The organism is Pseudomonas sp. GW821-FHT05H12, assembly GCF_059419385.1.
Genome location: NZ_JBWKRS010000006.1, coordinates 48,218 through 66,663 on the forward strand (window position 1 = coordinate 48,218; position 18,446 = coordinate 66,663).

The 18,446-nt window shown below is 60.9% G+C and carries 15 protein-coding genes and 1 pseudogene; 13 read left to right on the top strand and 3 right to left on the bottom strand.

The window, feature by feature from the left end; translation table 11 throughout:
- Positions 1-201 precede the first annotated feature (201 nt).
- Positions 202-2,706 carry a LuxR C-terminal-related transcriptional regulator gene (locus AC07SU_RS07120; RefSeq protein ID WP_494996597.1) on the top strand — a complete coding sequence of 835 codons (2,505 nt, stop codon included), beginning with the start codon at positions 202-204 and terminating at the stop codon, positions 2,704-2,706.
- A 3-nt stretch (positions 2,707-2,709) separates the two neighbouring features.
- Here AC07SU_RS07120 and AC07SU_RS07125 read toward each other — a convergent pair whose 3' ends face one another.
- Entirely contained in the window at positions 2,710-3,582 is an 873-nt protein-coding gene (locus AC07SU_RS07125) for a helix-turn-helix domain-containing protein (protein ID WP_176996970.1), read from the bottom strand.
- A 138-nt stretch (positions 3,583-3,720) separates the two neighbouring features.
- On the opposite strand from AC07SU_RS07125, the gene AC07SU_RS07130 reads away from it, so the two are divergent.
- Positions 3,721-4,623 carry a DMT family transporter gene (locus AC07SU_RS07130; RefSeq protein ID WP_494996598.1) on the top strand — a complete coding sequence of 301 codons (903 nt, stop codon included), beginning with the start codon at positions 3,721-3,723 and terminating at the stop codon, positions 4,621-4,623.
- Between the two features lie 141 nt (positions 4,624-4,764).
- Here the strand turns inward: AC07SU_RS07130 and norR are convergent, their stop codons facing one another.
- Positions 4,765-6,312: a nitric oxide reductase transcriptional regulator NorR gene (norR, locus tag AC07SU_RS07135; RefSeq protein WP_494996599.1), complete on the bottom strand. Its 1,548-nt coding sequence runs from the start codon at positions 6,310-6,312 to the stop codon at positions 4,765-4,767.
- A gap of 147 nt (positions 6,313-6,459) precedes the next feature.
- Here norR and hmpA point away from each other — a divergent pair, with 147 nt between their 5' ends.
- Together hmpA and AC07SU_RS07145 are read left to right on the top strand one after the other, a co-directional pair.
- Positions 6,460-7,641: an NO-inducible flavohemoprotein gene (hmpA, locus tag AC07SU_RS07140; RefSeq protein ID WP_494996600.1), complete on the top strand. Its 1,182-nt coding sequence runs from the start codon at positions 6,460-6,462 to the stop codon at positions 7,639-7,641.
- Positions 7,642-7,864: 223 nt separating this feature from the next.
- Complete coding sequence (locus AC07SU_RS07145) at positions 7,865-8,371, top strand: disulfide bond formation protein B (protein WP_494996601.1); 507 nt, start codon at positions 7,865-7,867, stop codon at positions 8,369-8,371.
- Positions 8,372-8,845: 474 nt separating this feature from the next.
- Here the strand turns inward: AC07SU_RS07145 and AC07SU_RS07150 are convergent.
- A pseudogene (locus AC07SU_RS07150) lies at positions 8,846-9,136 on the bottom strand (hypothetical protein).
- Positions 9,137-9,163: 27 nt separating this feature from the next.
- Here AC07SU_RS07150 and cyoA point away from each other — a divergent pair.
- The 9 genes from cyoA to AC07SU_RS07195 all read left to right on the top strand — a co-directional run bounded on the left by cyoA (position 9,164) and on the right by AC07SU_RS07195 (position 18,442).
- Positions 9,164-10,105: a ubiquinol oxidase subunit II gene (cyoA, locus tag AC07SU_RS07155; RefSeq protein WP_176996975.1), complete on the top strand. Its 942-nt coding sequence runs from the start codon at positions 9,164-9,166 to the stop codon at positions 10,103-10,105.
- Between the two features lie 3 nt (positions 10,106-10,108).
- Positions 10,109-12,127, top strand: coding sequence for a cytochrome o ubiquinol oxidase subunit I (cyoB, locus tag AC07SU_RS07160; RefSeq protein WP_176996976.1), 2,019 nt, complete (start codon positions 10,109-10,111; stop codon positions 12,125-12,127).
- A 3-nt stretch (positions 12,128-12,130) separates the two neighbouring features.
- Positions 12,131-12,757, top strand: a complete 627-nt coding sequence (locus AC07SU_RS07165; RefSeq protein ID WP_058426759.1) for a cytochrome o ubiquinol oxidase subunit III — start codon at positions 12,131-12,133, stop codon at positions 12,755-12,757.
- Complete coding sequence (gene cyoD, locus AC07SU_RS07170) at positions 12,757-13,092, top strand: cytochrome o ubiquinol oxidase subunit IV (RefSeq protein WP_494996602.1); 336 nt, start codon at positions 12,757-12,759, stop codon at positions 13,090-13,092. The genes AC07SU_RS07165 and cyoD overlap by 1 nt, the downstream gene beginning before the upstream one ends.
- An 11-nt stretch (positions 13,093-13,103) precedes the next feature.
- Positions 13,104-13,991: a heme o synthase gene (gene cyoE, locus AC07SU_RS07175; protein ID WP_060754363.1), complete on the top strand. Its 888-nt coding sequence runs from the start codon at positions 13,104-13,106 to the stop codon at positions 13,989-13,991.
- Between the two features lie 144 nt (positions 13,992-14,135).
- Positions 14,136-15,221 carry a pyoverdine biosynthesis transaminase PtaA gene (gene ptaA, locus AC07SU_RS07180; protein WP_494996603.1) on the top strand — a complete coding sequence of 362 codons (1,086 nt, stop codon included), beginning with the start codon at positions 14,136-14,138 and terminating at the stop codon, positions 15,219-15,221.
- 196 nt (positions 15,222-15,417) lie between these two features.
- Positions 15,418-16,125: a helix-turn-helix transcriptional regulator gene (locus AC07SU_RS07185; protein WP_176996979.1), complete on the top strand. Its 708-nt coding sequence runs from the start codon at positions 15,418-15,420 to the stop codon at positions 16,123-16,125.
- A 270-nt stretch (positions 16,126-16,395) separates the two neighbouring features.
- Positions 16,396-17,466: a fatty acid desaturase gene (locus AC07SU_RS07190; protein WP_494996604.1), complete on the top strand. Its 1,071-nt coding sequence runs from the start codon at positions 16,396-16,398 to the stop codon at positions 17,464-17,466.
- Between the two features lie 4 nt (positions 17,467-17,470).
- Complete coding sequence (locus AC07SU_RS07195; RefSeq protein ID WP_494996605.1) at positions 17,471-18,442, top strand: proline dehydrogenase family protein; 972 nt, start codon at positions 17,471-17,473, stop codon at positions 18,440-18,442.
- The last annotated feature ends 4 nt before the right edge of the window (positions 18,443-18,446 follow it).

The window sequence follows — 18,446 nt, forward strand, 5'->3', positions numbered from 1 at the left end:
CCCCCCCCCCCCCCCCCCTCCCCCCCCCCCCCCCCCCCCCCCCCCCCCCCCCCCCCCCCCCCCCCCCCCCCCCCCCCCCCCCCCACAGTCGGTTTTATGCATGGCTTGAAATCAGTTCGCTGAATACTTCTTCAACAACCGCCGACCACAGGACTAGGGTAGGCGCCAGGTTGCATAACAATAAAAAAGCAGGATGCAGCAATGACCGCCATGACACGCTGCCTGGACCGTCCTGGATTCATGCCACGGCTGTCCTCCCACCATTTATTGCGCCCGCGCCTGGCCGAACCGTTGCTGGCGGCGCAGGTGCGTGTGAAGTTGCTGTGTGCGCCCGGTGGCAGCGGCAAAAGTGCGTTGCTCGCCGAATGCGCCTTGCAGGCGCCCACGGGGTGCCAGGTGCATTGGTTGCCACTCAATGGCGCGGCCTTGAGCCCCCTCGATCTGTGCCAGCGGCTGGCGCAAAACCTGGGCCTGGCCTTCACCGATGAAGCCACGTTGCTGTTGGACCTGGCCCGTTGGCAAACCCCGGCATGGCTATTCCTCGATGATTTCTGCCGTCTGCCCACACCAGACACCGACGCCTTGCTCGACCGCCTGCTCACCGCCACCAGCCCCGCGCTGACGTGGTGGCTGGGTGCGCGCCGACGGCCGTTGTGCAACTGGCCACGCTTGCTGCTCGACGATGAGTTGCTGGAGTGCGGCGCTGAATTGGCATTCAACCCGGCAGAGGTCCAGTCACTGCTGCGGCATGCGCCAGGGCAGTCGGTTGAGCGTGTCATGCAGTTCAGCGGCGGCTGGTGCGCGGGCGTGCGCATCGCCTTGCTGGGCGATGGCCACCCTGAAAAGACCTTGCTCGACTACCTGCAACACGAACTGTTTGGCACCTTGCCGGCCGAGCTGGCGGAGGCCTGGCGCGTGCTCGCCCATCTGCCGCGCTTCAATGCGGGGCTGTGTGAGCACTTGTTCGGCTTTGGTGACGGTGACCACTACCTGCGCGATTTACAGGCGCTTGGCGCGTTCATCCAGCCGTGGGAGGACACTGACTGGCTTCAGGTCTTCCCGCCGCTTGCCCGATTGCTGAGTGACGAACCCTGGCCGGCCAAACGCTCCTGGCACCGGCGGGCCTGTCAGTGGTTCACCACCGAGCAGGACTGGCAGGCCGCCTTCGAACAAGCCTTGCTTGCTGAAGAGTACGAAGTGGCCGTGAGCCTGTTGCAGCACTTCAGTTTCGAAGACCTGTTCCGCCAGCAGAACGCCGCGTTGCTGCTGCGCCTGCACGAGCAGCATGGCGATGAATTGATGCTCGGTTCTGCGCAACTGGTGGGGCTGGTCACGGCCGCGTTGCTGTTCGCCGGGCGCTTTGAACAGGCCGCGCAATGTATCGATCAACTGGCGCGTTTTACGCCGCAACCGACGGCGGCCCAGCAACGTTATTTGCTGGCGCGTTGGCAGGCGCAGTGGGGCTGGTTGTTGCACCTGGGCGGCGATGCCGAGCGTTCCCGCGAGCATTTCCTGGAGGCGCTGCAAGCCTTGCCCGACAGTGCGTGGACTTCGCGCCTGATGTGCCTGTCGGGGCTGACCCAGCAAGCGTTGCTGCGCGGCGAGCTGGATACGGCCCAAGCCTTGAGCCGCGAAGCGTTGTGCCTGGCCCGTGCCCATGGTTCGCTGTTGCTGGAGGCTCTGCTCGAACTGGATCACGCGCAATTGCTGGAACAACGCGGTGCGCCGTACCGGGCGCAAAGCCTGCTTGAACAGGTGCAGGCGAGGTTGCTTGCGCAGCGGCTTAAGGCTGGCCCGCTGGTGGGGCGTATCGCGTTGCGGCGCGGGCACCTGGCGTTGCGCCAAGGCCAGGATGAAGTGGCGGCCGAGTGTTTCGACGCGGGCTTGAAGATGTGCCTGCACAGTCAGGATAAGCGCGTGCTGTACGGGTTTCTCGGGTTGGCGTTACTGGCGGCGAACCGTGGCGATTACGCCCAGGCGTTTATCCAGTTGCGGGAGGCCGAGCGCTTGATGCAACAGCGTCATGTACCCGACACGGTGTATCGCGCCGTGTTGCTGTTGGTCAGCGGGCATTTCTGGCTGCAGCAAGGCCGCGCCGAATTGACGATGGAAGCGGTTCGCCGGGTGTTGCGCCACTTCCGTGGACCAAACGCCCGCCAGGCGCCGCCCGCCACGCTGGAATTGATCCCGCGCCTGGAATACCTGCTGGTATTGGCCGAGGTCAAACTGGGCTGCGCCGAGCAACCGATCCCACGGCTCACTGCCTTGCTCGATGCCACCCGCGAGCGCGGCATGCTGTGCCTGGAGACCGAGCTGCTGTTGGTGTTGGGCGAAGTGGCATGGCAACTGGGTGACCCGGCCCAGGCCCGTACAGCCTTGCGCGCGGGCTTGGAATTGGCGGGGCGTTGCCAGGTGCAGCAAGCCATTCGTGAGTTGCGCCTGCGTTCGCCCGGGCTGCTGAGCGAGTTGGGCCTGGAGCCACAGGCGTCGCCCGCCGGTGCGGTGGACAACCCGCTGAGCCAGCGCGAGCTGGAGGTGTTGCAGTTGATTGCCCTGGGCAATTCCAACCTGGAAATCGCTGACCGCTTGTTTATCTCCCTGCACACCGTGAAGACCCACGCGCGGCGTATCCACAGCAAGCTGGGCGTGGAGCGTCGCACGCAAGCGGTGGCCAAGGCCAAGACATTGGGCTTGATGGGCGGTTGAAGGTTAAGCGAACGCCTGGCGGTATTCCCCGGGCGTCGCGCCCATGGCCTGGCGGAAACGGTGGGTGAAGTGGCTGGCGCTGGAGAAACCGCACAACCAGGCGATCTCGCCCAGCGGCAGGGTGCCGCCGCGCAGCAAGGCCTGTGCGCGGGCCAGGCGACGTGCCAGCAGGTATTGATGGGGCGGCAGGCCGAAGCTTTGGCGGAACATCCGCGCAAAATGGTATTCCGATAGCGCGCACAGGCCCGCCAATTGGCCGAGGCTGATCGGCTCTTCCAGGTGATGCTCGACGTAGTCCACCAACAGCCGCCGCTGGTGTGCGGCCAGCCCGCCTTTCAAACGCAGCCCTTCACGTGCGCCCACCTGGCTGAGCAAGGTGTGGCTGAGCATTTCATGGGCCAGGCTGCTGGTCAGCAAGCGCTCGGCCGGTTCCTGCCAGTTGAGCGCAATCAGTTGGTGAAAACGTTGGGCCTGGCGGGCGTCTTCAAGAAAGGTGCTTTCGCGCAATTGCAGCTCACGGGGTTCGCGGTCGAGCAGGGTGACGCAGCCGAGGGCAAATTGCTCCGGGCTGAAATACACGTGGGCCAGGCGGATCTCGCCGTTGATCACCCAGGCCGAGCGGTGTTCGGCCGGCAGGATGCACAGCTTGTCGGGGCCGCCCTTGGTGCCCGGCTGATCGCGACGAAAGGTACCGGTGCCGCCGCCGATGTAGCACGACAGGGTGTGGTGCCCAGGCGCCTGGTAATCCTGGGAATCGTGATGGTTACTCCACAAGGCTGCAGACAAGCCGTCACCCAGCTCGGCGCAGGCCTCGAGGCGGGCGTGGGGTGAGCGGTTGAGGGCTTGAAAGACTTGCAGGGATTGCAGATCAGGCATGGTGTGTATTCTCCGACGCCTTGCATCCTACTCTGCGCAGCGGCTGCTGTGATCCTGCCAGCCGACAAAAGCGCAAGAATGTGCAAGAGATCGGGGCTGGCTGCGAGGGACACTGTGGCTCAATCACCGGAGCCCACCATGAACCTTTTCCTGTATGTACTCACCGTGTTGATCTGGGGCACCACCTGGATCGCCCTCAAATGGCAATTGGGCGTCGTGGCGATTCCCGTGTCGATCGTCTACCGCTTTGGCCTGGCGGCCCTGGTGCTGTTTGTGCTGCTGTTGCTCAGCCGCAAGTTGCAGGTGATGAACCGGCGCGGGCATTTGATTTGCCTGGCCCAGGGCTTGTGCCTGTTCTGCGTGAACTTCATGTGCTTTCTCACCGCCAGCCAGTGGATCCCCAGCGGCCTGGTGGCCGTGGTGTTTTCCACCGCCACGCTGTGGAACGCGCTGAATGCCCGGGTGTTCTTTGGCCAACGCGTCGCGCGCAACGTATTGATGGGCGGCGCGTTGGGCTTGTTGGGGCTGGGTTTCTTGTTCTGGCCGGAACTGGTCGGGCATACCGCCAGCCCGCAGACCTTGCTGGGGTTGGGCCTGGCGTTGCTCGGCACGATGTGTTTCTCGGCGGGCAACATGCTCTCGAGCCTGCAACAGAAAGCCGGGCTCAAGCCGTTGACCACCAACGCATGGGGCATGGCCTACGGTTCGGTGATGCTGGCGACCTACTGCGCGGTGCGCGGCATCCCGTTCGACATGGATTGGAGTGCGCGTTACATCGGCGCCCTGTGGTACCTGGTGATCCCGGGTTCGGTGATCGGCTTTACCGCCTACCTCACCCTGGTCGGGCGCATGGGGCCGGAGCGTGCGGCGTATTGCACAGTGTTGTTCCCGGTGGTGGCGCTGAACGTCTCGGCGTTTGCCGAGGGCTACCAGTGGACCGCCCCGGCCCTGGCGGGGTTGGTACTGGTCATGCTGGGGAATGTGTTGGTGTTTCGTAAACCCAAGCCTGTGAGCCCGGCCTTCGAAGCTAAGCTGGTTTAAACCTGTGGGAGCTGGCTTGCCTGCGATAGCGTCACCTGGGTGCAACTGAGAGACCGAGGTGCTTGCATCGCAGGCAAGCCAGCTCCCACACAAGCCAGCTCCTACACAAGCCAGCCGCCACATATGATCCGCGTTGTGGGGTTATTTGAGGCCCAGGCGCTTGGCCATGCGGCCGAGGTTGGCGCGGTCCAGCCCCAGTTCGCGGGCGGCGCTGGCCCAGTTGTGCTGATGGCGCTCCAGGCAGGTGCTGATCACTTGGCGCTGGTACTGCTCGGTGGCCTGGCGCAGGTCGCCGCTGACCACGGGCGCTGTTTCGGCCGCGGCTTCTATTGCAGGCGGCGCGCTGACGTCGGGCAGGTCGAGGTCCTGGGCGCTCAGGCTGAGAATCTTCGGACGCTCGCGGCAATTGCCCAGGGCCTTGAGTGCGCTGCGGCCAATCAAATGTTCCAGCTCCCGCACGTTACCCGGCCAGTTGTAGGCCAGCAGCGCCGCCTGGGCATCGCTGGTCAGGCGCAGGCTGCCCAGGCCCATACGCGAGCGGTTTTGTTCGAGGAAGTAACCCGCCAGCAACAACACATCACGGCCACGCTCGCGCAGCGCCGGCACTTGCAGCGGGTACACGCTCAGGCGGTGGTAAAAGTCGGCGCGGTAGCGGCCGTTGCGCACTTCTTCGGCGAGGTCGCGGTTGGTGGCGGCAATCAGGCGCACATCCACCTGGTGCTCCTTGTCCGATCCCAGGCGCTGCAACTGACCGCTTTGCAGTACGCGCAGCAGTTTGGCTTGCACGGTCAGGGACAGTTCACCCACTTCGTCCAGGAACAGCGTGCCGCCATTGGCCAGCTCGAATTTGCCACGGCGCTCGTTCAGCGCGCCGGTAAACGCACCACGCACATGGCCGAACAGTTCGCTCTCGACCAGGGTTTCCGGCAGGGCGGCGCAGTTAAGGCTGATCAAGGGTTTGTCGGCGCGCGCGGACGCGGCGTGGATCGCCTGCGCCACCAACTCTTTGCCCACCCCGGTTTCGCCGGTGATCAGCACCGTCAGGTCGCTGCCACCCACCAGTTTGATTTCCTCGACCAGGCGCTTGTGGGCCTTGCTCTGGCCGATCATTTCCTTGTGCTGCTGGCCGCTGGCCTGGCGGTAGATCTCGGCGCGCTGGTGTTCATCTTCGGCACGCAGGGCCAGGCGCTCGATGCGCTCGGCGACATTCACCGTGGCCGCCGCCAGGCTGGCGAAGGCCTGCAGGGCGTCCAACTCGACCCGTTCGAAACGTTCGGTGTCGAGGGCATCCAACGTCAGCAGGCCCCACGGCCGGTCGTCGACAAACAGCGGGCAGCCCATGCAATCGTGGACTTCCAGGTGGCCGTGCATGCCGTCCACCAGACCGTCGTAGGGGTCGGGCAGTTGGCTGTCACTGTCAAAGCGGGTCGGACCGGGGCTGCTCAGCAGCACCTCGAAGCGCGGGTGCTCACTGACCTTGAAGCGTCGGCCCAGGGTGTCGGCGCTCAAGCCATCCACCGCCAGCGGTACCAGCCACTCGCCGTCCAGGCGCAGCAACGCGGCGGCATCGCAGGGCAGCAGGGCGCGCATGGCCTGCAGCAGGCGGCGGTAGCGCTCGCTCTCGGGCAGATCGCGGGACAGGTCGGCGACCAGGGGGAGCAGGGTGGTGAGCAGGGAGTGTGCAGTCATAATGACTCCTTGTAGTCCTTATGACTATAAGGTGTAGGAAGTCAAAATGACTATTTTTTATTCAAGTCATTGAAATATAAGGATTAATAAGTTGGCACGAATACTGAGTAAGTAAAGGCAATCAGTCAAAAGACCCAGGAGTCTGCCATGCTTAGTGCCCAAGACCGTGCCATCGTCAAATCCACTGTGCCCCTGCTGGAAAGCGGCGGCGAAGCGCTGATCACCCATTTCTACCGCATGATGCTCTCCGAGTACCCGGAGGTTCGCCCGCTGTTCAACCAGGCCCACCAAGCCAGTGGCGACCAGCCGCGTGCCTTGGCCAACGGCGTGCTGATGTACGCACGGCACATCGACCAACTGGACCAGTTGGGCGACCTCGTCGCCAAGATCATCAACAAGCATGTGGCCCTGCAGATTCTGCCGGAGCACTACCCGATCGTGGGCGCCTGCCTGCTGCGTGCAATTTCCGAAGTGCTGGGCAGCGAGATCGCCACGCCTGAGGTAATGAGTGCCTGGGGCGCCGCCTATGGCCAGCTGGCCGACATCCTGATCGGCGCCGAAGCGGCCATCTATGACGAGAAAGCCCAGGCCCCGGGCGGCTGGCGCGGTGCGCGGCCGTTCATTCTGGTCAAGCGTGTGGAAGAGAGCGACGAAATCATCTCCTTCTATTTTGCCCCGGTGGACAACGGCCCGATCCTGGCGGCTGCGCCTGGCCAATACATCGGCATGAAGCTGGTGCTCGATGGCGAAGAAGTGCGCCGCAACTATTCCCTCTCGGCCCTGAGCGATGCGGGCCTGTACCGCATCAGCGTCAAACGTGAAGCCGGTGGGCGGGTGTCCAACTACCTGCATGACCAGATGCACGTCGGCGCGACTATCGACCTGTTCCCGCCTTCGGGCGAGTTCACCCTGGCGGCCAGCGACAAACCGCTGGTGCTGATCAGCGGCGGGGTGGGCATCACGCCGACACTGCCGATGCTCGAAGCGGCCCTGGCCACCGAGCGCCCGGTGCACTTTATCCACTGCGCGCGTAACGGCGGGGTGCATGCGTTCCGTGACTGGGTGGACGGCTTGGCCGCCAAGCACCCGCAACTCAAGCGCTTCTACTGCTATGCCGAGGACGATGGCGTGAGCCCGGCCGCAGACAAGGTGGGCATGCTGACCCAGGAGCAACTGGCGGCGTGGTTGCCGGCGCAGCGTGATGTGGATGCGTACTTCCTGGGGCCTAAAGGTTTCATGGGCGCGGTCAAGCGTCACCTTAAGGCGTTGGGTGTGCCGGAGCAGCAGAGCCGTTATGAGTTCTTCGGCCCGGCAGCGGCACTGGAATAACACCATCAGAACTGTAGGAGCTGGCTTGCCAGCGATTGCATCCGCTGGGTACGCCTGATGTACCGAGTCGTCTGCATCGCCGGCAAGCCGGCTCCTACAGGGATGGCGTCCGCACAGCCACAACATTTTCCTCGATTAATCCCCCGTTAACCCCCTTCTGTTTAAACCACTCTCTGTGTGTAAACTTGCGGCCATTGGCACAACCAAACAAAGGGAACCCGAGATGAGTGACGAATTGCGTTTAGGCAGGGAGCGGCGCTTTCTGGTGTTGCTGGGCATCATCTGCCTGGCGCTGATCGGCGGTGCGTTGTACATGCAGGTGGTGTTGGGCGAGGCGCCTTGCCCGCTGTGTATCCTGCAGCGCTATGCGTTGCTGCTGATCGCCGTGTTCGCGTTTATCGGCGCGGCCATGCGCACCAAGGGCGCGGTCACGCTGTTCGAAGGGCTGGTGATCCTCAGCGCCCTGGGCGGTGTCGCGGCGGCCGGTCACCATGTGTACACCCAGTTCTTCCCTGAGGTCAGCTGCGGCGTGGATGTGCTGCAGCCGATTGTCGATGAGCTGCCCCTGGCCAAGGTGTTCCCTTTGGGGTTCCAGGTGGATGGCTTCTGCAGCACGCCGTACCCACCGATCCTCGGCCTGTCCCTGGCCCAATGGGCGCTGGTGGCTTTCGTGCTGACGGTGATCCTGGTGCCGCTGGGCATCTACCGTAATCGCCAACGCAACACCTGAGTCGTTTTTGCAAAACGCCCCGGTTCTCCAGATGGGAGACCGGGGCGTTTTGCTGTGTAGGAATTTTGTGAAACTGCCGTGACGAGGAGCAATTTCAGGTGCGCGCAGCGTGCGACATGTTGTCACACGGAACCTGTCGCAGGACGTTTCTGACCCCGCGCGTAACCCATTAAATTTGCCTCGGGCGCGTGATTTGTGCTGTCAGTTCGTCGTTTGAACGATCCCGCGAAACACCTGTCGTCCGAGCCGTTCGGTGATGTCCGAATGCCTTGTTTTATGGGGGGTTGGATCCGTTTTGCATGCCCTTACAGCGTGTAAGGGATGTGACGGTTTATCGAATAACACGGCAATTTTTGTGGTTTTTGTTGAGAATCGAACGCGATAAGATCGCGAACCGTTGCAATAATGGTGAAGGATTATTGCTGTAATCGATAAAAATTATTTCTTTATAAGACATGGTTTATACATCGCTAGCTAACTACAATCGCCCGCACTGAATGTCCGGTGCTGTTCAATATTTGAGCATTGGAGCGGTCGAGGGGCAGATGGATGGCTCTGTGCGACCCCAGGTTCCGGCAGCCTTTCAACTATCCGCACCAAATGGAATTGGTCTGTAACAAGGCCTTTAACCACGAAATCGAATAAGAACTCACCGCAGGTCCGTGAAACGCTCCGTTATGGCGTAGCGGGCAGGCTCTTATTCAATCGAAGAGAAATGCCAACCCTTGGCAGGGTGAAGTGTTGGCGATCAAAACCCAACTGCATTGCGCAAGCTGCTTTAGAGGTCGTGAGATGAGTAAAAACAGGTACCCCCGATTACTAGGCTTTTTGCCGCTGCTTGGCATGATGTTAATGCTCGGAGGCTGCAAGTGGACCTTGATGGACCCAAAAGGACAGATCGGTCTGGATCAACGCAACCTGATCATCACCGCTACTCTGCTGATGCTGCTGGTCGTGGTCCCTGTGATCATCATGACCTTCGCCTTCGCCTGGAAATACCGCGCGTCGAACACCAGCGCCACCTACGCGCCCAAGTGGTCGCACTCCACCAAGATTGAAATCGCGGTGTGGCTGGTACCGGTCCTCATCATCATCGCCCTGGGTTACATCACCTATAAGTCGACCCACGAGCTGGACCCGTACCGTCCGCTGGAATCCGACGTCAAGCCGATCAACATCGAAGTGGTCGCGCTGGACTGGAAGTGGCTGTTCATCTACCCGGACCTGGGTATCGCCACGGTCAACGAGATCAAGTTCCCAGAGAACACCCCGCTTAACTTCCGGATCACCTCCGACGCCGTGATGAACTCGTTCTTCATCCCAGCCCTGGGCGGTCAGATCTACGCGATGGCAGGCATGCAGACTCGCCTGCACCTGATCGCCAACGAAAAAGCTGAAATGGAAGGCATCTCCGCTAACTACAGCGGCGCTGGCTTCACCGGCATGAAATTCAAAGCGATCTCGACGAGCCAGGACGATTTCAACGCCTGGGTAGCCGAAGTCAAGGCCGCACCTAAACAGCTTGATCAAGCTGAATACGATGCCCTGACCAAACCAAGCCAGAACAACCCAGTCGCCCTGTACTCCACGTACGAGCCGAACCTGTTTCAGAAAATCGTCGACAAGTACGAAGGTATGAAGCCAGGCAAGCCGGTCAAGCACGAGAAGAAAGAAGTGGCCGCGGTTGAAGGTTCTGAAACGGGCGCGCATTCAACTGCTGGGGCAGAGGAGTAAACGATGTTTGGTAAATTAAGTTGGGATGCGGTCCCGTTCCACGAGCCGATCGTAATGGTGACTATCGCCATGATCGCGCTGGGTGGTCTGGCGCTCGTAGCAGGTATCACCTATTTCAAGAAATGGTCCTACCTGTGGACCGAGTGGTTGACGTCGGTCGACCACAAGAAAATCGGCGTCATGTACGTCATCGTTGCCATGGTCATGCTGCTGCGTGGTTTTGCCGACGCCATCATGATGCGTACCCAGCTGGCCATGGCCACCGAGGGGTCGCCTGGCTACCTGCCACCTGAACACTATGACCAGATCTTCACCGCTCACGGTGTGATCATGATCATCTTCATGGCGATGCCATTCTTCACCGGCCTGATGAACCTTGCCTTGCCGCTGCAGATCGGTGCCCGTGACGTTGCCTACCCGTTCCTGAACTCCCTGAGCTTCTGGCTGCTGGTTTCCGGCGTTGTGCTGATCAACGTTTCCCTGGGCGTCGGCGAATTCGCCAAGACCGGTTGGGTTGCGTATCCGCCACTGTCGGGCATTCAGTACAGTCCGGGCGTGGGTGTGGACTACTACATCTGGGCGCTACAGTTATCAGGGCTCGGGACGACGCTAACGGGGGTCAACTTCCTGGCCACCGTGCTGAAAATGCGCGCCCCTGGCATGAAACTGATGGACATGCCGATCTTCACCTGGACCTGCACCTGGGCCAACGTCCTGATCGTGGCTTCGTTCCCGATCCTGGCCGCTACCATGGCGCTGCTGTCGCTTGACCGTTACCTGGATTTCCACATTTTCACCAACGAACTTGGTGGCAATCCAATGATGTACGTGAACCTGTTCTGGGCATGGGGTCACCCTGAGGTGTACATCCTGATCCTGCCAGCGTTCGGTATCTTCTCTGAAGTGATCTCGACCTTTACCGGCAAGCGCCTGTTCGGTCACCACTCGATGGTCTACGCATCGGGCGCAATTTCTGTACTGGGCTTCATGGTGTGGCTGCACCACTTCTTCACCATGGGTTCGGGTGCCAGCGTCAACGCCTTCTTCGGCCTGGCAACGATGCTGATTTCCATCCCGACGGGGGTGAAGCTATTCAACTGGCTGTTCACCATCTACCACGGCCGTCTGCGTATCACCAGCCAGGTTCTGTGGACCCTGGGCTTCATGGTGACCTTCGCCATCGGCGGCATGACCGGCGTACTGCTGGCCATCCCGGGTGCTGACTTCGTCCTGCACAACAGCCTGTTCGTGATCGCTCACTTCCACAACGTGATCATTGGTGGTGCTGTATTCGGTTACATCGCTGGTTTCAGCTTCTACTTCCCGAAAGCGTTCGGCTTCAAGCTGCACGAAGGTTGGGGCAAGGCTGCATTCTGGTTCTGGATCTCGGGCTTCTTCGTCGCGTTCATGCCGCTCTACGCATTGGGCTTCATGGGCATGACCCGTCGTCTGAACGCCACGACCAACCCTGAGTGGGTGCCGTACCTGTACGTCGCCATGTTCGGTGCGGTGATGATCGCTGTGGGTATTGCCTGCCAGCTGATCCAGCTGTACGTGAGCGTCCGTGACCGTAAGCAGAACGCTTGCGACTCCGGCGACCCATGGAATGGCCACACCCTGGAATGGTCGACTTCGTCGCCACCGCCGTTCTACAACTTCGCCGTGATCCCTACTGCGAACACCATTGATGCGTTCACCGAAGCCAAGGAAGACGGTACTGCGTACCAGCGTCCGAAGCACTACGAGCCGATCCACATGCCAAACAACACCGCCACTGGCGTGGTGATGGGCGGCCTGTTGACCGTATTCGGTTTCGCGATGATCTGGCACATCTGGTGGCTGGCGATCGTGAGCCTGGTGGGCACTATCGGTTACTTCATCATTCACGCTGCCCGTGATGATCAAGGCTACATGGTGCCGGTCGAGACGATCGAGCGCATCGAAGCCGAGCAGCACGCTCGCCTGGTAGCCGAGAAGAAGATTCCGGCCAACCGTGTAGAAACCTCGTTGGAACAGGCTTAAACCATGTCGAACTTAGTGACCAATGCTGGACACGCCCATGTCGATGACCATGGGCACGATGACCATCACCACGACTCGGGGCCAATGACCGTTTTCGGTTTCTGGCTCTACCTGATGACCGACTGCATCTTGTTTGCGTCGATCTTCGCGGTGTACGCGGTACTGGTAAACAACGTAGCGGGTGGCCCGTCGGGCCACGACATCTTCGAACTGCCTTACGTGCTCGGCGAAACCGCCTTGCTGTTGTTCAGTTCGATCACCTACGGCTTCGCCATGTTGGCCTTCTACAAGGGCAACAAGAAAGGCGTTCTGAGCTGGTTGGCACTGACCTTCCTGTTCGGCCTGGGCTTCATCGGCATGGAGATCAACGAGTTCCACCTGCTGATCTCCGAAGGCTACGGCCCGCACCGTTCCGGCTTCCTGTCCGCGTTCTTCACGCTGGTAGGCACCCACGGTCTGCACGTTTCGGCTGGCCTGCTGTGGATGGCGGTGATGATGTATCAGGTCAATAAACACGGCCTGACCAACACCAACAAGACTCGCCTGACTTGCCTGAGCCTGTTCTGGCACTTCCTGGACGTGGTCTGGATCTGCGTATTCACCGTCGTCTACTTGATGGGGACTCTGTAATGGCTAATGCACACTCCCATGACAGCCATGATGCGAGCCACGGCAGCGTTAAGTCCTACGCTATCGGCTTCATCCTGTCGGTCATCCTGACGCTCATCCCGTTTGGTCTGGTGATGTACCCGACCCTGCCAAAGTCGGTCACCTTGATGATCGTGCTGGCATTCGCGGTGATTCAGGTTCTGGTTCACCTGGTGTACTTCCTGCACCTGGACCGTTCCAAGGAACAGCGCGATAACGTGGTTGCCTTCGTGTTCGCAGGCATCGTAATCGTGCTGCTGGTTGGCCTGTCGATATGGATCATGTTCAGCATCCATACGTTCATGATGGCGAAGTGAGGTAAGACCCGATGTCGCTTAAGCACTTTATCCAAATCACCAAACCGGGGATCATTTTCGGTAACGTGCTTTCTGTGGCGGGCGGTTTCTTCCTGGCCTCCAAGGGACATGTCGATCTGGCCATCTTCCTGGCTGCAATGATCGGCACGTCCCTGGTGGTAGCTTCCGGATGTGTGTTCAACAACTGCATCGACCGTGATATCGATATCAAGATGGAACGCACCAAGAACCGTGTGCTGGTCCAGGGCCTTATCTCCCTGAAACTGGCACTGGTCTACGCGACCGTCCTGGGTGTTGCCGGTGTGGCACTGTTGTACAAGGTGGCCAACCCGTTGGCGGCGCTGTTTGCCGTGATCGGGTTTGTCATCTACGTCGGCCTTTACAGCCTGTACCTCAAGCGCAAGTCGGTTCACGGCACGCTGGTGGGCAGTCTGTCGGGGGCGATGCCGCCGGTGATTGGTTATGTGGCTGTGACCAATAGCTTCGACATGGCCGCGCTGACGCTACTGGTGATGTTCAGCCTGTGGCAGATGCCGCACTCCTACGCCATTGCGATTTTCCGCTTCAATGACTACCTGGCTGCGTCGATTCCGGTATTGCCGGTCAAGCGTGGCATTCAGGTGGCCAAGAAACACATCCTGCTGTACATCCTGGCCTTCCTTCTGGCGACCTTGATGTTGACCTTCAGTGGCTACGCCGGCATGAGCTACCTCGCCGTCGCGGCTGCCATGGGCATGTACTGGTTGTACATGGCCTGGACCGGCTACAAGGCGGTGGATGACACTGTCTGGGCGCGCAAGCTGTTCGTGTTCTCGATCTTCACCATCACCGCGCTCAGCGTGATGATGTCCCTGGATTTCCAAGTGCCGAAAGAGCTGTTGCTGACCTACGCTCACTGAGTGGTCCTGCAGTGAAAAAGCCCCGCCTTCGAGAGAAGCGCGGGGCTTTTTCTTGGGCGCCCGTTAAATCAGCCGGGGCAATGCTCGTCATACCCCTCTGAATGAGTAGTGAGAATTCATCGCCCGCCTACAAGGAGTAGCTCCATGTTCAGCGTCAGTCGCCGGTCCCTTCTCACCGTGGGCGCAGCCCTGCCTCTGCTGGGGCGCCTGGAATGGGCGGTTGCCAGCCCGCCACCGGCCAAGGCCGAGAGGCTGCGGCTGAACTACAACGAAAGCCCCTACGGGCCCTCTGGCGCGGCGCGGGAGGCCATGCAGCGGGGGATCGCCACCGCTGCGCTGTATCCCTATGGCCATATGTATGCGCTGGCCGAACTGTTCGCCCAGCAACAAGGCATTGCCGAAGACCAGGTGGCGGTGTTTTCCGGCTCGATGGCGGCCCTGCGTTATGCCGTGCTGGCGTTTACCAGCACTACGCGCAGCCTGGTGATGGGCACGCCGTCCTATGAAGTGCCGCGCCAGGCAGCCGAAAACTGGAAGGCGCCGGTTCAGGAAGTGAACCTCAACGCTGCGCACGCCCACGACATTCCCGCCATGTTGGCTGCTGACCCCCAAGCCGGCATGCTCTACGTATGCAACCCCAACAACCCCACCGGCACCCTGACCCCCACCGACGCCATCCGCGAGGCACTGGCGAACAAGCCCAAGGGCAGCGTGCTGGTGGTGGACGAGGCCTATATCGACTTCTCCGATGCGCCCAGTTGTATCAGCTGGGTCAAAGAGCACGACGACCTGCTGGTGCTGCGCACCTTCTCGAAAATCTACGGCCTGGCCGGTGCCCGTGTGGGCCTGGCGATTGGCCATCCGGCGTTGCTGGAGCGGCTGGCGGTATTCGGCGGCGACAACGTGCCGGCCGGCTCCAGCCTGCTGGGCGCCCACGCCAGCCTGGAAGACGTGAAGCTGTTGCCCCAACGCAAGGCGCTCAATGCCCGGGCCCGCGATGAGACGGTGGCCTGGCTCAAGGCACGCGGTTTTACCTGCACGGTGTCGGCCAGCAACTGCTTCATGATCGACGTGAAACGCCCCGCCGAGCAGGTCATCGAGCGGCTGGCCGAGCACGGTGTACTGATCGGGCGGGTGTGGAAGAACTGGCCGCAGTGGGTGCGGGTGACCGTTGGCAGTGCGCAGCAGATGCAGCGTTTCCGTGAAGTGTTTGCCGCACAGGTGGTCTGAGCTGAGGGATTGTCCTGCCCATGGTCGGCTTACCGTGGGAACCACTGGACAAGGCGTTTGGGGCATGTTTCATTCTTCTTGTTGTGTAGGGATATTTCCTACTGGGTGAGTCGACTCTGAATCGGGAGCTTCGGGATTGAAGCGCTCCGGCCAGAACGCTAGGCTCACCCGTAGTCACTCATCAGGGACGAGATTCATGCGAAGCAATGGTCAACCCAATAACAGCACGCCCATGCAGCCTGCCGACGTGCGCCAACTGCTCGATGCCGAGCTGACCCGACGGGGGCTTGGGCACTTCGAGGTCTATCAATGCGGGCCGACGCTGGATGAGGCGGAGATCATCTCCAACTACCCCGACGCCCTGGAGCGCGCGGACTCGGCCGATGACTTCTATCAGCGCGGCCAGTTGCTCTCTCTGTCCAAGGAACGGGTAAAACCCTTCTTCTGGAGCGATGAAAACCTGCTGACACCGGCTGAAGAGGCCGTGCCGGTGCCCGGGCCCTGCGCGCCGGTGGGGGAGGGCGCGAGTTTTATCGTGCACGGCAACCGTGGGTTTTACTCGATCCTCAACCTGTGCAGTTTCGGCGAAGGGCAACGGTTTCGCGACACCGTGCTGGCCAACAAAAGCGAGCTGCAGATGCTGCTGGTCTCGGTGTACGACGAGGCATTGGAGAGCTGCGCGCCTGCACTGACCCAGCAGACCGTGCTCACCCCCCGCGAAACCGAAGTGCTGTCGTGGACCAGCCTGGGCAAGACCTACAACGAGATTGCCCTGCTGACGTCGATGAGCCCGCGCACGGTCAAATTCCACATGAAAAACGTCTTCGACAAGCTGGACGTCACCAACGGCAAATCTGCCATTCGCAAGGCCCTGCAACTGGGCTATATCCGCGAACAAGCCTGACCCACACCTGTTAACCCCACGCCCGCTTGCGATTTTTCGCAGGCGGGCGTTCGCGTGCGCGTGGCATTGGAGCCTACCTGTCTAAAAGGGCAGCTTGTTAGCGATGGGGCGGTGCTTTAGTTTTTTTCGCAGCCGAAGAGTCTAGCTCAGGCAAAAAAAACGTTAGCTGCAATACCTAAAAAAATGCCCGAGCCGGTAATGAGCCAGGAAGTCCAGTGCCACTCGCGCGGGTTGGGTGTTGCAGCGTGCCGCTTAATTAATGGAGTGATTATGCTGGTCGATCAGAACAAAGAAGCTGCTGGCGAATACGCTGCGGGTATCTCCCGCGAGACCTTCGGGATGCTCAAGCACTTATGCAAAAAAGATAACTACCACTGGGCCGTCGCGCTGGGCAAGGACTACGCCATCATCGCGTTTGCGATCTACCTGTCCCTGGGGATCAGCTACTGGTTCTACCCGGTTTCGCTGTTTCTGATTGGCACCACCCAACGGGCCCTGGCGAACGTGCTGCATGAATCGGCGCACAAGATGTTGGCCAAAAACCGCGTTATCAACTGGTTTTCCGGCACCTTCCTCTCCGGGTACCTGATTTTCCACTTGCACCAGTCCTACAGCATCTCGCACATCAAGAACCACCACGTGCACCTGGGCCACCCGGAAAAAGACCCGGATTACAACTTCCACCTCAAATGCGGGCTGTACGACGTCAAGCAGAGCGAGCGTGAGTTCTTCCTGAAAAACGTACTGCTGGCCCTGTCCGGCTACCGCACCGTGCAGTACATCCGTTACATCATCAAGGACCGCGTCAAGGCCCAGGGTTCGGACAAGAAGATCCGCAACGAACGCCTCATGCTGTGGACCTACTGGGCAGCGATCTTCGCCGTGGCCGCCAGCTTCGGCGTGGTCACTGAGCTGCTGCTGTTCTGGCTGGTGCCGCTGTTCACTACCGCCGTGGCCGTGGGTTGGATCATCGAGCTGGCCGAGCACTACCCGCTGCCCGCTGCCGAAACCGAGAAGCTGCTGCTGACCCGCAACCGCAAGGGCAATGCTTTGGAGAACTTCTTCTTCGGCCGCCACGACGACAACTACCACCTGGTGCACCACCTGCACCCGGCCATCCCGCACTGGAACATGCGCAAGGCCCACGAGCTGTTGATGTCGCACCCCGAGTACGCCCGCTGGGACAACCTGTGGGCCGGGATTTTCACCCGCGACCGCCACAGCCCCAACAAGGAAACCATGCTCAGCTACGCGGCCAAGTTCCGCGCCCACAAGATCGCTAACCATGCCGACGACTCGAGCTTCGCCCGTCGCATGCTCAACCAGGCCTACGGGGTTTGACACCATGCACAACACAGACAACAGCCTGCTGGCGACCCTGGCTCTGAAAAAGCTTGCGGCCAACAAGACCTACCGCGACCTGTTCCTGGCCAGCGACACCCTGCGTGATTTCCTGCGCCCGGCCGCCTTGCGCTACATCATTTCCGAAGACCGCCTGGAGATGCTCGACAAGCTCGCCGCCCTGCAAGGCAAGGGCTATCGCACCGGCGTCGAGTACGTGGGCGAAGAGGCCACCACCCTGGCCGAGGTGACCACCGCCACCGACGAATACCTCAAGCTGATCGACCTGATGGCGCTGCACCCGACACTCAGCGAGCCGCCGCAACTGGGCTTCGACCTGTCCAACGTCGGCACCATCATTTCCCGTGAGCTGGCAATCGAGAACTGCTCGAAGATCCTCACCCATGCGGCCGACAAGGACGTCGGCGTGATCCTCAGCATGGAACGGTCCCAATGGACCGACTCGATCCTCGACATCTTCATGCACCTGAGTGCGCGGTTTCCCAACCTGGGCATCACCCTGCAGGCGCAGTTGAACCGCACGCCCGATGACCTGGGTGAGATCCTCGGTACCGGCTGCAAAGTACGTCTGGTCAAAGGCGTCTACGCCGAGCCGGCCGCCATCGCCTTGCCCCGTGGTGCGCAGTTGGACGAGCGCTACCTGGGCCTGCTCGACCGTATCAACGGTGCCAGCAGCAACTACGCGTTCGCCACCCAGGACCCGCAGTTGGTCGAGCAGATCCTCACCAGCGGCATCGCCAGCCGTGGCGAGCTGGAGATGCTCCACGGCGTGCGTCCCGAGTTGATCAAGGCCGTCAAGGACGCTGGCCAGGTCAAGACCCGCGTGTCGGCGGTGTACGGCACCAACTGGTACTTGCACCTGCTGCACCGCGTCGCCGAATTCCCGCAGAACATTTTCCTCGCGCTGGACGACGTGGCGTCGCCGCGCCCTTCCGAAACCGCCACTCATTACTGAAAAG

Bases quoted from the DNA above. Each gene is read 5' to 3' on its own strand.
- AC07SU_RS07120 (WP_494996597.1), top strand. From the start codon at position 202: ATGACCGCCATGACACGCTGCCTGGACCGTCCTGGATTCATGCCACGG.
- AC07SU_RS07125 (WP_176996970.1), bottom strand. From the start codon at position 3,582: ATGCCTGATCTGCAATCCCTGCAAGTCTTTCAAGCCCTCAACCGCTCA.
- AC07SU_RS07130 (WP_494996598.1), top strand. From the start codon at position 3,721: ATGAACCTTTTCCTGTATGTACTCACCGTGTTGATCTGGGGCACCACC.
- norR (WP_494996599.1), bottom strand. From the start codon at position 6,312: ATGACTGCACACTCCCTGCTCACCACCCTGCTCCCCCTGGTCGCCGAC.
- hmpA (WP_494996600.1), top strand. From the start codon at position 6,460: ATGCTTAGTGCCCAAGACCGTGCCATCGTCAAATCCACTGTGCCCCTG.
- AC07SU_RS07145 (WP_494996601.1), top strand. From the start codon at position 7,865: ATGAGTGACGAATTGCGTTTAGGCAGGGAGCGGCGCTTTCTGGTGTTG.
- cyoA (WP_176996975.1), top strand. From the start codon at position 9,164: ATGAGTAAAAACAGGTACCCCCGATTACTAGGCTTTTTGCCGCTGCTT.
- cyoB (WP_176996976.1), top strand. From the start codon at position 10,109: ATGTTTGGTAAATTAAGTTGGGATGCGGTCCCGTTCCACGAGCCGATC.
- AC07SU_RS07165 (WP_058426759.1), top strand. From the start codon at position 12,131: ATGTCGAACTTAGTGACCAATGCTGGACACGCCCATGTCGATGACCAT.
- cyoD (WP_494996602.1), top strand. From the start codon at position 12,757: ATGGCTAATGCACACTCCCATGACAGCCATGATGCGAGCCACGGCAGC.
- cyoE (WP_060754363.1), top strand. From the start codon at position 13,104: ATGTCGCTTAAGCACTTTATCCAAATCACCAAACCGGGGATCATTTTC.
- ptaA (WP_494996603.1), top strand. From the start codon at position 14,136: ATGTTCAGCGTCAGTCGCCGGTCCCTTCTCACCGTGGGCGCAGCCCTG.
- AC07SU_RS07185 (WP_176996979.1), top strand. From the start codon at position 15,418: ATGCGAAGCAATGGTCAACCCAATAACAGCACGCCCATGCAGCCTGCC.
- AC07SU_RS07190 (WP_494996604.1), top strand. From the start codon at position 16,396: ATGCTGGTCGATCAGAACAAAGAAGCTGCTGGCGAATACGCTGCGGGT.
- AC07SU_RS07195 (WP_494996605.1), top strand. From the start codon at position 17,471: ATGCACAACACAGACAACAGCCTGCTGGCGACCCTGGCTCTGAAAAAG.